This window comes from Saccharothrix carnea (assembly GCF_003014735.1).
Taxonomy (GTDB): domain Bacteria; phylum Actinomycetota; class Actinomycetes; order Mycobacteriales; family Pseudonocardiaceae; genus Actinosynnema; species Actinosynnema carneum.
Genome location: NZ_PYAX01000009.1, coordinates 190,959 through 205,363 on the forward strand (window position 1 = coordinate 190,959; position 14,405 = coordinate 205,363).

Annotated in this window: 13 protein-coding genes; 11 read left to right on the top strand and 2 right to left on the bottom strand. The window is 72.0% G+C overall.

Annotated elements, in window-relative coordinates; translation table 11 throughout:
• Position 1 precedes the first annotated feature (1 nt).
• From B0I31_RS26265 to B0I31_RS26285, 5 genes are read left to right on the top strand one after another with little or no spacing between them, the layout of a single operon-like run.
• Positions 2-1,096, top strand: a complete 1,095-nt coding sequence (locus B0I31_RS26265) for an FAD-dependent oxidoreductase (protein ID WP_106618061.1) — start codon at positions 2-4, stop codon at positions 1,094-1,096.
• A gap of 41 nt (positions 1,097-1,137) precedes the next feature.
• Complete coding sequence (locus tag B0I31_RS26270) at positions 1,138-2,436, top strand: ATP-grasp domain-containing protein (protein ID WP_106618062.1); 1,299 nt, start codon at positions 1,138-1,140, stop codon at positions 2,434-2,436.
• Positions 2,433-4,148, top strand: a complete 1,716-nt coding sequence (locus tag B0I31_RS26275; RefSeq protein WP_245950430.1) for an FAD-binding oxidoreductase — start codon at positions 2,433-2,435, stop codon at positions 4,146-4,148. Before B0I31_RS26270 ends, B0I31_RS26275 begins: the two co-directional genes overlap by 4 nt.
• 42 nt (positions 4,149-4,190) lie before the next feature.
• Positions 4,191-4,685, top strand: a complete 495-nt coding sequence (locus tag B0I31_RS26280; protein ID WP_106618063.1) for a flavin reductase family protein — start codon at positions 4,191-4,193, stop codon at positions 4,683-4,685.
• Positions 4,686-4,714: 29 nt separating this feature from the next.
• Positions 4,715-6,271 (top strand): peptide ABC transporter substrate-binding protein, encoded by a 1,557-nt coding sequence (locus B0I31_RS26285; RefSeq protein WP_106618064.1) that lies wholly within the window; start codon positions 4,715-4,717, stop codon positions 6,269-6,271.
• Between the two features lie 248 nt (positions 6,272-6,519).
• On the opposite strand, the gene B0I31_RS26290 is transcribed toward B0I31_RS26285, so the two are convergent.
• Positions 6,520-7,494: a GlxA family transcriptional regulator gene (locus tag B0I31_RS26290; RefSeq protein WP_181320391.1), complete on the bottom strand. Its 975-nt coding sequence runs from the start codon at positions 7,492-7,494 to the stop codon at positions 6,520-6,522.
• A 71-nt stretch (positions 7,495-7,565) separates the two neighbouring features.
• On the opposite strand from B0I31_RS26290, the gene B0I31_RS26295 reads away from it, so the two are divergent.
• Positions 7,566-8,837 carry an MFS transporter gene (locus tag B0I31_RS26295; protein WP_106618065.1) on the top strand — a complete coding sequence of 424 codons (1,272 nt, stop codon included), beginning with the start codon at positions 7,566-7,568 and terminating at the stop codon, positions 8,835-8,837.
• A 118-nt stretch (positions 8,838-8,955) separates the two neighbouring features.
• On the opposite strand, the gene B0I31_RS26300 is transcribed toward B0I31_RS26295, so the two are convergent.
• A complete protein-coding gene (locus B0I31_RS26300) occupies positions 8,956-10,101 on the bottom strand; it encodes a DUF8189 domain-containing protein (protein ID WP_106618066.1) in 1,146 nt (381 codons plus the stop codon).
• Positions 10,102-10,547: 446 nt separating this feature from the next.
• Between B0I31_RS26300 and B0I31_RS26305 the strand changes: the two genes are divergently transcribed.
• Genes B0I31_RS26305 through B0I31_RS26330 form a run of 5 tightly spaced genes read left to right on the top strand, consistent with a single transcriptional unit; the run spans position 10,548 to position 14,390 of the window.
• Entirely contained in the window at positions 10,548-11,357 is an 810-nt protein-coding gene (locus tag B0I31_RS26305) for a DUF4142 domain-containing protein (protein WP_181320393.1), read from the top strand.
• Positions 11,348-12,190, top strand: coding sequence for a 4Fe-4S domain-containing protein (locus tag B0I31_RS42000; protein ID WP_245950433.1), 843 nt, complete (start codon positions 11,348-11,350; stop codon positions 12,188-12,190). Before B0I31_RS26305 ends, B0I31_RS42000 begins: the two co-directional genes overlap by 10 nt.
• On the top strand, positions 12,187-13,428 hold the full coding sequence (locus tag B0I31_RS26320) for an NAD(P)/FAD-dependent oxidoreductase (protein WP_106618068.1): 1,242 nt from the start codon (positions 12,187-12,189) through the stop codon (positions 13,426-13,428). Before B0I31_RS42000 ends, B0I31_RS26320 begins: the two co-directional genes overlap by 4 nt.
• A gap of 33 nt (positions 13,429-13,461) precedes the next feature.
• Positions 13,462-13,743, top strand: a complete 282-nt coding sequence (locus B0I31_RS26325) for a hypothetical protein (protein ID WP_073894057.1) — start codon at positions 13,462-13,464, stop codon at positions 13,741-13,743.
• Positions 13,740-14,390 carry a DUF742 domain-containing protein gene (locus tag B0I31_RS26330; RefSeq protein ID WP_106618069.1) on the top strand — a complete coding sequence of 217 codons (651 nt, stop codon included), beginning with the start codon at positions 13,740-13,742 and terminating at the stop codon, positions 14,388-14,390. Before B0I31_RS26325 ends, B0I31_RS26330 begins: the two co-directional genes overlap by 4 nt.
• The last annotated feature ends 15 nt before the right edge of the window (positions 14,391-14,405 follow it).

Sequence of the window (14,405 nt, forward strand, 5' to 3'; positions counted from 1 at the left end):
GATGACCGAGGACGCCCGGCCGGTACCGGTGCGGGACGGCTCGCGCCGGCGGGTGGTCGTGGTCGGCGCGGGCGTCACCGGGCTGCTCACCGCCATCCGGTGCGTGCGGGACGGGCACCTGGTGACCGTGCTGGACCGGGGCCCGATCCCGCACCCCGGTGCGAGCTCGTTCGACCACCACCGGGCCGTCCGGGCGCTCGACCCGACCGATCCGGAGGGCACCCGGCTGGCCGCGTCGGCCTACGAGCGGTGGCTGGAGCTGGAGGCCCTGCTGTGCGGGCCGGACGCCGGTTTCTACCGCCGGGTCGGCGTGGTGACCGCGTGGCCGGACGGGCGGGCCGCGTCGGTCGCCGCGCTCGGCGCCGAGGCCGGCCTCGCGGTCAAGCTCGTCGAACCGGACGAGCTGCCGCACGTGCGGTTCCCGGCGGGCTCGGTCGGCGTGCTGGAGCTCGACGCGGGCGTGCTGCTGGCCGACCGCGTGCTGTGGACCGCGGCGCGCTGGCTGGACGAGCACCCGGCGGCCCGGCTGCGCCCGTGGTGCGAGGTGTCCTCGGTCGACCCGGCGACGGGTCGCGTGGCGCTGGCGGACGGCACGGTCGAGCAGGGCGACCTCACCCTGGTCGCCGGCGGCCCGTGGTCGAGGTCCCTGGTGGACCTGCCGACCGTGCTGCACCGGCAGACCATGGTGTACCTGCGCCCGCCGGACGAGCTGGCCGGCTGGTGGGACACCGCGCCCAGCGCGGGCCGGATCGGCGTCGACGGCCGCGCGTGGCTGATGCCGTCCGGTGGCGGGACGCTGCTGAAGATCAGCACCGACGCGGTCTGCCGCGAGGTGTCCGACGTGGACGACGAAGACGACGAAGACGAGACCCGGTGGGCCGAGCGGGTCATGGCGGCGGAGATCCTGGCCGACGTGGAGCGGTACGCCGTCGCCGCCGTGAAGCGGTGCCACTACGCGGTGGACGCGCGCACCGGCGACGCGCACCTCGTCCGCGTGGGACCGGCCGTCTGGGCCCGTGCGGCCAGCGGCGGCGCGGGGTTCCGCACCGCGCCCCTGGTCGCCGACCGGATCGCGGACGCCCTGCGCGCCGGTTGAGGCGCCCCAGCACTTTCTTGCGAAACAGGAGGAACCACGACATGAGCAGCTCCAAGACCGTGCTGCTGGTGATCGGCAGCGGGCTCAAGCTCTACCGGGAGTACCTGGTCCGCTCGGCCGCGGCCAGGGCCCGCCGGGCGGGCCACCAGCTGGTGCTGATCAACAACCTGCAGCCGACCTGGCAGCACGAGTACTTCGACGAGATCACCGTGGTCAACGTGTTCGACCACGAGCTGCTGGCCACGACCGCCCGCGAGATCGCCGCCCGGCACACCGTCGTCGGCGTGCTGTGCTGGGACGAGCCGCTGGTCATGCCCGCCGCGGAACTGGCCGCCGAGTTCGGCGTGCCCGGGCTCAGCATCCCCGGCGTGCACGGCTGCCGCGACAAGTACAGCGCCCGTACCCGGCTGACCGAGGGCGGGCTGCTCCAGCCCGGCTTCGCGATGACCGCCGACCTGGCCGAGGCGCGGGCCGCCGCCGAGCGGATCGGCTACCCCGTCGTGGTCAAGCCCCGCGCGCTCGGCGCCAGCATGGGCGTGGTGCTGGCCCGCGACGAGCAGGAGCTGGTCGACGCCTTCCAGGTCGCCTCCGACGCCAGCCTGGTCGGCGACGAGCCCTACCGCGGCGGCGCGATCGTGGAGGAGTACGCCGTCGGCCCGGAGATCAGCGTCGACGGCGCCCTGCACAAGGGCGAGTACCTGCCCATGTTCGTGGCCCGCAAGCGCACCGGCGAGCACCCGTACTTCGAGGAGATCGGGCACGTCGTCGACGCCGCCGACCCGCTGCTGGACGACCCGGTGCTGCTCGACACGCTGGCGCGGGCCCACCGGGTGCTCGGCATCGAGGACGGCATCACCCACGCCGAGGTGCGGTTGACCGACCGCGGCCCGCTGATCATCGAGATCAACGGCCGGGTCGGCGGCGACCTGATCCCGTTCCTGGGCAAGACCGCCACCGGCATCGACCCCGGCGAGGTCATGGTGGACGTGGCCCTGGGGCAGCGGCCCGACATCGTCCGCGACCGGCGCGGCGTGGCCGGCATCCGGTTCGGCTACCCCGAGCACGACTGCCTGGTCCGCTCGGTGACCGTGCCGACCGACGCGCCCGGCCTGGTGACGGCGTCCCCGATGGTCGAGCCGGGCACCACGCTGCGGCTGCCCCCCGGCGGCTACATCGCCCGGCACTCCTTCGTGGTGTGCCAGGCCGACGACCCGCAGACCTGCGAGGAGCGGTTGGTCGAGGCGAGCGCGCTGGTCCGCGTGGACGCCGAAGAGGTGGCCCCGAAGCCGCGCGGCGCCGTGCTGGAGATGCCCGCCGGGCTGCTGGACGTGGACGAATGATCAACTACGACGGCAGGTTGTTCCGGAAGGCGGGCGGTGGCGACGGCACCGTCGCCCAGTACCACCAGGACGGCGACCTGGTGTGGGCCGACTTCACCGGCGGGAAGGTGCGACGGGGCACGGTCACCGGTGTGTGCTCGCCGGATGGCACGCTGCGGCTGGCGTACACCATGGTGCTCGGCACCGGCGAGGTGATCTCCGGGCACACCGTGAACGTGCCGCAGCAGCGCCCGGACGGGCGGCTGGTGCTGCGCGAGGAGTGGCAGCGCTTCGGCGACCACGCCGCCAGCGGGGTGTCGTACCTCGAGGAAGTGCCGACGCGGCCATCGGTTTCGGAGCGAACGGGGAGTGTGGGCATGACCGGGTGGGACGGGTTGCGCGACGTGGTCGACGGGCGGCTGAGGCTGCCCGGCGACGACGGGTTCGAGGAGCGCAGCAGGCCGTTCAACGAACGCTTCCGCGACGTGCGGCCGGCCGCGGTGCTGTCCGTGGCCGGACCGGACGACGTCGGCCGGGCGATCGGCTGGGCCAGGGAAGCCGGGGTGCCGGTCGTCGCCCGCGGTGGCGGGCACAGCTACGCGGGCAACTCCGTCAACCGCGGCCTGGTGCTCGACCTGCAGGACCTCGACGACGTGCACGTGGACCCGTCGACCGCGCTGGTCACCGTGGGCGGCGGCGCGCGGACGCGGAGGATCTACGACGCGCTGCGCGAGCACGACCTGGTCTTCCCGCTGGGCAACTCCGACGACGTCGGCATCGGCGGCCTGGTGCTCGGCGGCGGCGTCTCGGTGGTGTCCCGCGCGATGGGGCTCACCTGCGACTCGCTGGTGTCCACCGACCTCGTCCTGGCCGACGGCAGCACGGTGACGTGCAGCGAGACCGAGAACCCGGACCTGTTCTGGGCGTGCCGGGGCGGTGGCGGCGGCAACTTCGGCGTGAACACCTCGTTCACGTTCCAGGCGCGCCCGGTGCCGGCCGCGTCCACGTGCCTGGTGCTGTGGGACTGGCCGCACGCGATGGACGTGCTGACCGTGATGCAGGAGGTCATGCGCTTGGCGCCCAACGCCTTCTCCGCCCGCATCGGCGTGAGCCGCGCCGCGGGGCAGGCCGGCGTCGTGTCGGTGGTCGGGCAGCACCTCGGCCCCGCCGAGGAACTGCGGGAGCTGCTCGCACCCGCGCTGGCCGCGGCACCGCCGTCCCGGGTCGACATCGCCGACCGGACCTACTGGGAGGCGGCGGACTACCTGCACCACGAGACCGCGGGCGGCGCGTTCGCGGTGCGCACCCGGTGCACGCCGGAGCCGCTGTCCGAGGACGGGCTGCGGACCCTGGTGACCGCGGTGGACAAGTGGCCCGGCAGCGCGAACCCGGACGGCGCCGGTGCCGCCCTGTTCACCTGGGGCGGCGCGATCAACGACGTGCCGGTGACCGAAACCGCGTTCCCGCACCGGGACGTGCTGTTCCTCGTGTCGATGGACACCGCGTGGCTGCCGGACGAGGCGCCCGAGGTGGTGCGCGGCAACCTCGACTGGTTGCACGACCTGCACCGGGACATGGGCGAGTACGCCACCGGCGCGTCCTACGTGAACTTCACCGACCCGGACCTCGACGACTGGCGCGCCGCGTACCACGGCCCCAACGCCGACCGGCTGGCGGAGGTCAAGCGCCGCTACGACCCCGACCGGGTCTTCTCCTTCTCCCAGGCGATCTGACCCGTGCCCCGGCCCACGGCGGCACCGGAAGGTGAGATCACAATGCCACTCGACCTGCGTGGTGTCATGCGGAACTTCGCCACCGGCGTGTGCGTGGCGACGACCTACAGCGATCGTGCGGAAGGCAGGCGCCACGACGCGGTCACGGTCAACTCGTTGACCTCGGTCTCGCTCGACCCGCCGCTGGTGTCGCTGGCCCTGCGGCTCGACTCGGCGTTCCTGGCCGACCTGCTGGAGACCAAGAAGTGGGCGGTGTCCATCCTGGACAGCCGGGCCCGCGAGGTCGCCAGGCAGCTCGCCAGGGACCGGGTCACCCGGGCGCCCGTGGTCGGCGCGCTGCGCGCCACGCCGGGGCACGAGACCGGCGCGCTGGTGCTCAACTCGGCGAGCTGGCTGGAGTGCGTGCTCTGGGACAGCTTCGACGTGGGCGACCACACTCTCGTCGTCGGCGAGGTCGTCGCGGTCAACGAGCACCAGCACGCGCCCGCCCTGGTCTTCCTGCACGGCCAGTACCACGCGCTGAACGACCAGCGCTGAGCACAAACCCACGGCGTTACGGAGGAAGTGTGCGACCTACCCGTACGGACCCGACCACGCGGGCCGGCGAGGCCCCGGTCATCAGCTACCACGGCACCGAGCCGGAGAACGCGCTGATCCCCGGCCACACCACCGAGTCCGGTGGCGTCAAGGTGATCGCGGCCCTGTTCCGGGGCCTGGTCTCCTACGACGCGGTGGACGCCCACCCGAGGAACGCGGTCGCCGAGTCGATCGAGACCGCGGACTCCGCGGAGTTCACCATCCGGCTCAAGCCGGGCTGGACGTTCCACGACGGCACGCCGGTCACCGCGAGCAGCTTCGTCGACGCGTGGAACTTCACCGCGCACGGACCGAACAAGATGCAGGCGGCCAGCTTCCTGTCGCACATCGAGGGCTTCGAGGAGGTCAACGCGCCCGAGTCGAAGATCGCCGAGCTGTCCGGCCTGAAGGTGGTCGACGACCTGACCTTCGTGGTGAGGCTGTCGGCGCCGTTCTCCGAGTTCCCCGTCACGCTCGGGTGCAGCGCGTTCTTCCCGCTGCCCAAGGCGTTCTTCGAGGACCGGGAGGCCTACGAGGCGCACCCGATCGGCAACGGCGCGTTCCGCTTCGTGTCCCGTGAGCGGGAGAAGTACATCCTGCTCGAGCGCTACGAGGGCTACGCCGGCGACGACAAGCCCCACATCGGCGGGGTCGAGTTCCGGGTCTACCGCGACCTGGGCGACGCCTACCACGACGTGATGGCCGACAAGCTCGACTACCTCGACGTCACCCCGTACTGGGCGCTGGAGGGCAACCGGTACCAGCGCGACCTGCCCGGCCGCACCCACGACCGGACCTACCTCGGCATCCAGACCGTGTCGTTCCCGCTGTACGACTCGCGCTACGCCGACCGGCGGGTGCGGCAGGCGATCTCCATGTCGATCGACCGGGTCAAGCTGATCGACCGCATCTTCCAGGGCCACCAGGTGCCCGCGGACGGCCTGGTACCGCCCGCCGTGTCCGGCCGCGCCGAGAACCAGGGCGGCGAGCTGTGCGGCTACCACCCCCAGCGGGCCAAGGAGCTGTTCGACGAGACCGGGTTCGAGGGCGAGATCGAGCTGACGTCCAACGTCGACTCGCCGAACCAGCCCTGGATGGAGGAGATCTGCGCGTCGGTCACCGAGGCGCTCGGCGTGCCGTGCCGCTTCGTGCCGATCCCGACGATGGGCGAGTTCCGCCGCAAGCTCAACGCCCAGGAGGTCACCGCGCTGTTCCGCTCCGGCTGGATCGCGGACTACCCGTCGATCGAGAACTTCCTCACCCCGATGTACCGGACCGGCGCCTCGGACAACGTGGGCAAGTACAGCAACCCCGAGGTCGACGCCCTGCTGTCCGCCGCGGACCGCAGCCCCGACCGCGAGCAGGCGTGGGCGCGGTACCAGCAGGCGGAGCGGATGATCCTGGAGGACATGCCGACCATCCCGGTCTGGTACCAGAGCACGCTCTCGGCCTGGTCGACGCGCCTGCGCGACGTCCAACCCAACCCGTTCCGCGAACTCGACCTCTACAGCGTCACCGTCGCCGAACCGGACGAATCCCCGGCCTGATGCCCCCTCAGGTCGCCCCCGGCGGTCCGGCGCCGGTCCCCAGCGGACCGGCGCCGGACCGCTGTCGCGTGGCGCGTGCCCTTCCGAGGAGTCAGACGGTCCGTGGTCGCCATCGAGCGCGGGGCCGAACGGCGCTGGTGCGCGTGCGGCCGCGACGCCCCGGACCACACCGGGCCCGGAGGCCCTCCCTCATCCCGACATCATCCGACCACGTGTCGGACCGCCCACGACCTCCTGGGGCAGTACACCTAGCCGGCCGACCGGAACGTGGTCCGGTAGGCGCTGGGCGCCACGCCGAGGGTCGCGCCCATCTGCTGCCGCAACGTCGCGCCGGTGCCGAAGCCCGAGTGGCGGGCCACCTGGTCGATGGGCAGGTCGGTGGTCTCCAGCAGGTGCCGGGCGCGTTCGACGCGCTGCTGGGTGACCCACTTGGCCGGGCTCAGCCCGGTCTCCTCGCGGAACCGCCGGGTGAACGTGCGCACGCTCATCCGGGCGTGCGCGGCCATCGCGTGCAGGTCCAGCGGCTCGTGCAGGTGCTCCAGCGCCCACGCCCGGACCCCGGCGATGAAGGTGTCGGACACCTCCGGGACCGGCTGCACGATGAACTGCGACTGGCCGCCGGGCCGCCAGGGCGGCACGACGCACCGGCGGGCGGCCATGTTGGCCACCTCGCTGCCGTGGTCGCCCCGCACGATGTGCAGGCACAGGTCCACGCCCGCGCCGACGCCGGCCGAGGTGAGCACGCGCCCCTCGTCCACGAACAGCACCCCCGGGTCGAGGTCGACCTGGGGGAACAGCCGGCGGAACGTCTCGGCGTGCGCCCAGTGGGTGGTGGCGCGGCGACCGTCCAGCAGACCGGCCGCTGCCAGCACGAACGCGCCCGTGCAGATCGACACGACCCGCGCGCCCCAGTGGGCCGCCGTGCGCAGGGCGTCCCGCACCTGCTTGTCGAGCGTGCCGTCGGTCAGCGGCTGCGCGCCGTAGTACACCCCGGCGACAATGATCGTGTCGGCCTCGGCCAGCAGCTCCAGGCCGTGCTCGGGGATGATGGTGAACCCCGCCGCGCTGCGCACCGGCCGGGCGCCGGGTGTGCAGATCCGGACCTGGTAGAGCCGCTGGTCGTCCCGGTCGCGGGCGGCGTTGAAGACCTGCGTCGGGGTGCCGAGGTCGAACGCGACGACCTCGTCCAGCGCGAGCACGGCCACCTGGTGGGGTCGGGTCATGGCCCGATTCTTGCACAGGATGGCCTTCAAGCCACTTTCCGAAACGGCCGCGGATCGAGCACTCTTGCCCCGTGATTCGCAACAAGCATCTCTGGCCCTGGATGATCGCGGGCATCGGGTTCGTCGCACTCGTCGGCGCGGCTGGGTTCCGCGCCACCCCGGGTGCGCTGGTGGAGCCGCTCCAGAGGGAGTTCGGCTGGTCCACCGGGACGATCGGCTTCGCCATGTCGGTCAACCTCGCCCTGTACGGCATCACCGCCCCGTTCGCCGCCGCCCTGATGGAGCGCTTCGGCGTGCGCCGGGTGACCGCCGGCGCGATGGCGCTGATCGCGCTGGGCAGCGGGTTGACCATCTTCATGTCGTCGGCGTGGCAGCTCGTGCTCCTCTGGGGCGTGATGGTGGGCCTCGGTGCCGGTTCGATCTCGCTCGGGTTCGTGGCGACCATCGGCACGCGCTGGTTCGTCAAGCGCCAGGGCCTGGTCACCGGCCTGCTCTCGGCCGGTGGCGCCACGGGTTCGCTGATCTTCCTGCCGCTGGTGGCGTCGCTGAGCGAGTCCGACGGCGGGTGGCGCACCGCCGCGATCGTGGTGGCCGTGGTCGCGTTCGCGACCGTGCCGATGGTGCTGCTGTTCTTCCGCGAGCACCCCGCCGACGTGAACATCCCGCCGTACGGCGCGGACGAGATCGTGCCGGCCCCGCCCGCGACCGGCAACGCCGCGCGGCTCGCCCTCGACGGCCTGAAGAACGCCGCCCGCACCAAGCCGTTCTGGTTCCTCGCGCTCGGCTTCGCCATCTGCGGTGCCACCACCAACGGCCTGGTCGCCACCCACTTCATCCCGGCCGCGCACGACCACGGCATGCCGAGCGTCACCGCGGCCGGCCTGCTGGCCCTGATCGGCGTGTTCGACCTGATCGGCACGATCCTGTCCGGCTGGCTCACCGACCGCTTCGACTCGCGCATCCTGCTGGCTGTCTACTACGTGCTGCGCGGCGCGTCGCTGCTGGTCCTGCCCTCGCTGTTCGGCGAGTCGATCACCGGCCCGATGATCATCTTCGTGATCTTCTACGGCATGGACTTCATCGCCACCGTGCCGCCGACCGTGGCCCTGTGCCGCGAGCACTTCGGCATGTCGGCGCCGATCGTCTTCGGCTGGGTCTTCGCCTCGCACCAGATCGGTGCCGCCATCGCCTCCACCGCGGCCGGCATCACCCGCGACAGCTTCGGCGACTACGCGCCCGCCTGGTACGTCGCCGGCTTCCTCAGCATCGGCGCGGCCGTGCTGTCGATCACCATCAGCCGCGCCAAGGCCAAACCGCTCACCGACGCCCCTGTGGCCGCCTGACCACCTCTCCACCCCTCAAGAAGTGGCGCCCCCGGACTTTCCGGGGGCGCCACTTCGGCGTTTCCGGTCAAGCCGTCGCCGGGCCGCGGGGTGACGCGGCGACCCCGGAAGCGGCGCCTCAGCGGACGAGGCGGACCAAGGTGCGCCGGTTGGGATCGACCGCGAACAGGATGGCGTTGCGGCGCGGGTCGGTGGCGACCAGCACCTCCGACAGCGCGGCCGGGATGAGGGCGATCGAGGTCCACGGTGTCCAGGTGGTCCCGGTCCAGGACTTCTGGTAAGTGCTCGCGTTGCGGTTCATGAACAGGTCGAGCCGGTTCGCCGCCGGCGAGGTCGCCGTGATGGCGCCCATGCCGTCCGGCGTGCCCAACGCGACGGGCTGTTCGACGGTGTCCCAGTGGTTGACGTAGTCACCCGAGGTCGCCCACCAGTGGCAGCCCCGGTCGTAGCCGTTCGAGACGAACAGGTCGGACCGGCCCGGTCCCCAGGAGGTCGCGGTGGGCGGGTTGACCCGGTTGGGCTCGACGATGCCGCAGCCCAAGGTGGCCCACTGCCAGCCGTCGGCGGTGAAGATGAGCTGCTCGATGCGCTGGCTGTGTCGGCCGTCGGGTCGTTGGGAGAGGTCGAGGGTGACGAACGCGCTGACGTGGTTGGGGCCGTTGGGGGTCAGCGCCGCCGGCGGGGTCCGGGGGCTCAGCGGGTAGAGGGCCTCGGGCAGGTGCTCGGGACCGGACCAGGCTTGGCCGGTGTTGCGCCAGAAGTGCTTGAGCCTCCCGTCGACGCCCTGGGCGAAGACGTCCAGGCGCGTGGCGTCCCAGGAGGTGACGGCCGGACGGAGTTCGCGCAGCCCGACGCCGCCCACCGGGGAGGGTCCGCTGAACGCACCGCCCGCGCTCGCCGACCAGTGGACCAGGCCGCAGCCGCCAGTCCGGCAGCCGATGGCCAGCACGTCGAGGCTTCCGGTCTCACGGCTGATGACGACGCCGGTGCCGATCGAGACCGCGGACAACGTCAAGGTCGGGCTGGACATCGGCAGCAGGTCCCAGCCGGACAACGCGCCTTGGGTCCAGTAGCGGGCCAGGCGGAAGTTCGTCGTGCTGACCACGACGTCGTAGCGGCCCGGGACCGGTGACGACGCCGACGGGCTGCCGACGACGTTGCTCGCGACCTCCTGCCAAGCGACCTCCTGCCCGGTGACGTCGGCGCGTGCGACGGCCGGAACCGCGGTCAGGTGGGCTGCCAGCAAGAGCACCGCAGCGGTCACGACGCGCCGCCGTGAGCGTCGAGCGTGGAGGACGGGCAAGGCTCGGGTACGACGTCTCATCCTGGACACCTCGCGTCACACTCTGGAAGGGGGGCGCCGCTCACGATGGCGCAGCCGGAGTCGGCCCGGGTCCGGCTGCGGGCGGAATCCAGCCGGACAGCGCAACGACTCGACCCGGAAGCGTGACATCGAGGCGCCGGCAGCTTGGGCGTGCCCGCACCGAACCCGCCGATTCGAGGGCGGACTCGGGCACACCTGACGGTCAGTTCGGGCAGCAGTGGTCCCCGATGGCTGACCCGGGAACGTCGCCGGATGAACACTCGTGGTGGCTGACGACAAGACCGAACGGGAGTACCCATGGCCACCGTCGCAAGTGGAGTGAGCCTGAACAGTGGTGGCCGGGGCTTGACCACATACCGGCTCAGGACTTCCAGGTGAAGGCATTGATGAGCGTTTTCTCGCGTAGTACGGGTCGTACGCGCGCCGGGCGATCGCTGTCCGTCCGGCTGGCGCTCGTCCTGGCCGTCACCGGGACGGTCGGGGCGTGCGGTGTCTCGGCGACCAGCGGCTGGCACGACGGCGACCCGCCGGGACAAGAGCTCCGGAACGACACGACCATCGACTCGCCGCACGGTCCGCTGTACCCGGCGGACGTGAAGATGCTCGTCGCGGTCGCGCAAGCCGGTCTGTGGGAGGCGCCCGCGAGCGAGGACGTCGCCCGCCGGAGCACCAACCCGAAGGTGCGGGCGGTGGCGGCGCGGCTCGCCGAAGAGCACCACGTGCTCCACCAGACCAACATCGACGCCGCGGACCGCTTGCAGGTGCAGTTGCCGCAGGCACCGACCCCGCAGCAGCAGGGCTGGCGGGACGAGATCCGGGCGGCGAGCGGTGACGAGCTCGACCGGATCTACGTCAACCTGACGAGGGCCGCGCACGGGTCGGTCTACATGGCCATCGCCGCGGTGCGGTCCACGACGGAGAACGACGTCGTCCGCTCCGCCGCCGCGATCGCCGAGGACTACGTGTCGCGGCACATGTCCCTGCTGGAGAGCACGGGACTGGCGACGTCCGACGCGCTGGCGGTGCACTCCGGCACCGACGCGCGGTACCAGGCCCTGCCCGCGCCGGTGGACTTCGTCCTCGGCATCGCCCTGCTGGTGACCGCGGGCTTCGGGACGTTGCTCGTGGTCCGGCTCGGCTCGCGGATGCGGCCCGAAGAGGCCGCCGAGGAAGAGGAGGCGGGGGCGTGGACGTGATCTCGATGACGGGCCTGCCCATCGACGTGCTCGCGGCCGGCTACACCGGCAACGACAACGGCGTGCGCAGCGTGGTGGCGTTCTCCGCGCGGCTGTCCTACCTCACGATGTGCCTGACGCTGTGCTGGGGCATCTTCACCGCCACCGGCTGGGTCCGCCGGTTCACCGGCCACCACGCGCTGCGCAGCGGGCACGCCATGCTGGCCACGTTCACCCTGGCGACCGCGACGGTGCACGGGTTCGGGTTCTGGTTCCTGGACGAACAGCTCGTCGTGGGCTCGCAGGTGTTCATCCCGTTCCTCAACGGCTACGTCCGGCACGCGCTCGGCATCATCGCCTTCGACCTGATGGTGGCGATCGTCGTCACCGCCGGGATGCACCGCGTCTTCCGCTACCGGAACTGGTTGCGGTTCCACCAGACCGCGTACGCGGTGTTCGTGCTCGCCGCCGCGCACGCGTGGTGGGGAGCGTGGGCCAACGGCAACTTCGAGCTCGTGTGGCTTGCCGGTCTCACCGTCTCGGCGCCCGCCCTCGCGTTGGTGGCGGTGCGGTTCGTGCCGTCGAGGGTGTTGGCCAAGGTCGGGCTCATCGAGGGCGATTCCGCGCGGACGACGCCGGTGGACAAGGCCGCACCGCTCACGGTGAGCGTCGACAACCAGCGCTGCCACCGCTACGGCTTCTGCCAGACCGAGGCACCCGACGTCTTCCAGCTCCAGGAGGACGGTCGGCTGGCCTACCGGCAGAGCCCTGACATCACCCGCAACCTGGACGTGCTCTCCGCGGCGCGGTCCTGCCCGATGCGGGCCATCGAAGTCGCCGGGAGGGACGTATGAACGAATTGCCGAGGATCGTGGTGGTCGGGGCCGGTATCGCCGGTCTGTGCGCCGCCGAGCGGCTGCGCGACCTCGGGTTCGACGGTGAGGTCGTGATCATCGGGTCCGAGTCGACCATGCCGGTCCACCGCCCGATGCTGTCCAAGCAGTTCCTCACCGGCGAACTCGGTGCCGCGGACGTGCTGACGGCCCCATCGGAAAGCCTCGACGCGACCTGGCGGCTGAACACCGCGGTGACCCAGCTGGACCCGCGCAGGCGGGTCGTGCACCTGCCCGGCGGGGAGGAGCTGGAGTACGACGGGCTGATCATCGCGAGCGGCGTCGAGCCGCGCAGGCACCCAGGCGGGCTCAACGCTCATCCGCGGGCCGTGGTGGTCCGCACCCGCGCGGACACGCGGAAGGTGAAGACCCTGCTCGAACGCTCCCGGGAGCAGGTGGTGGTGATCGGCTCCGGTTTCATCGGCTGCGAGGTCGCGTCGAGCCTGCGGTCCATGGACCGGTCCGTCACCATCGTCGGGCGCACCGGCACGTTGATGAACAACCTCCTCGACAACGACCTGGCGACCCGGCTCACCGACCTGCACCGGCGCAACAAGGTCCGCCTCGAACTCGGTGCCTCCGTGCGGTCCTGGTCGGGTAACGCGTCCCGCGCGGAGCTGTTGCTGTCCACCGGCCGGAGCATCAGCGCTTCCTGCGTGGTCGTGGCGATCGGGTCGGTCCCGGCGGTCTCCTGGTTGCGTGATTCCGGCGCACGGCTGGAGAACGGGGTCGTGTGCGAGGCCACGTGCCACGTCGAGGGTATGGAGGACGTGGTCGCGGCCGGTGACGTCGCGTCCTGGCCGAACCTGCGGTTCGACGGGAAGCCGCGGCGCGTCGAGCACTGGACGAACGCGATCGAGATGGGCCGGGCCGCGGCGGAGAGCCTGTTGAGCGGCCGGGAGTCGGCGACGCCGTTCACCCCCGTGCCCCGGTTCTGGTCCGAGCAGCACGGGCTGCGGATCCAGGCCGTCGGGATGCCCGCGGTGGGCACCGAGCACGTCTCGCTCGACCAGGCGTCCGCCGCGGAGCGCTCGCTCACCGGCTACCTGCGTGACGGCAGGCTCACCGGTGTCATCGGGTTCGACCGCTCGGTGGCGGTGCTGGACTACGGGAAGAAGCTGCGAGCCGGCTCTTGGCCGGACACCGGTGCGGCCGGTGACCGGCAGCTCGCCGGGCCACCCCCGCTGTCGCCCGTCTAGTCGGCCGGGAAACGACCTCGAAAGGCGCAAGTGATGCGACTCAACCCGCGGATGCTCCCCGCACTGCTCGGCTTGCTCGTCGGCGCCGGTGCCGCCGTGGCCGTCGCGCAGTCGCCCAACTTCTCCTCCCTCACCACCGAAGTCGAGATCGCCACTTCGGACTCGCCGCACGGGCTGCGCGTCGTCGTTCCGCTGCCGTACCGGGAACCGCGGCGCGCGGTGCTCCCGCCGGTGGAAGCGGAGCGCTTCGACGACGTCTGGCCGGAGTCCGACCGGGGGATCGGCATGCGCACCGACCACGGGGCGCGGCGATGACGGCGAACGGGAGGCGGACCGCAACAGCACCGGTCGACCGCGCGGCGCCGTCGCGCTTCGGGGGGTGGACCGACTACCGCGAGTGGGCCGAGCACGACTTCCGCGACCGGTCCGCGGCGGAGGAACCCGGCCCGGCGACCGACACGGCGATCGTCGTGGAGGCGCTGACCCACCTGGTGCCGATCAGGGTCCTGGTGGAGGAGGAGAACGAGGGCTCGCGGCGATCCTGCCTGGTGCCGTCGACCGGAATGGCCGAGCCGGAGCCCGAACCCGACCCGGTGCCCGAACTCGGTGACGCGGCGCTGATCCGGCCGTACGTGCGCGCGGCCGATCGTTCCGACGTCCCGGACGACCTCGGCTTCGAGACCGTGGTCGAACTCGCCCGCCCCTTCTCCCTGCTGCCCGCCCGGCAGATGACCGCCGACCAGCGGGAGGTGTGCCGGGTGTGCCTGGTGCCCCAGTCGGTCGCCGAGGTCGCGGTCGGCGTCTCCACGCCGCTCGGCCTGACGCTGGCGATCATCGGCGAGTGCATCGGGAAGGGCTACCTGCGCGTGCACGAGACGGCCGTCATCGTCAACGGCCTGCCGTCGATGGACCTGCTCCGGCGGGTCTACTCCGGGCTGTCACAGCTGCCGGATGCCGGATGACCAGGACGGAGCAGC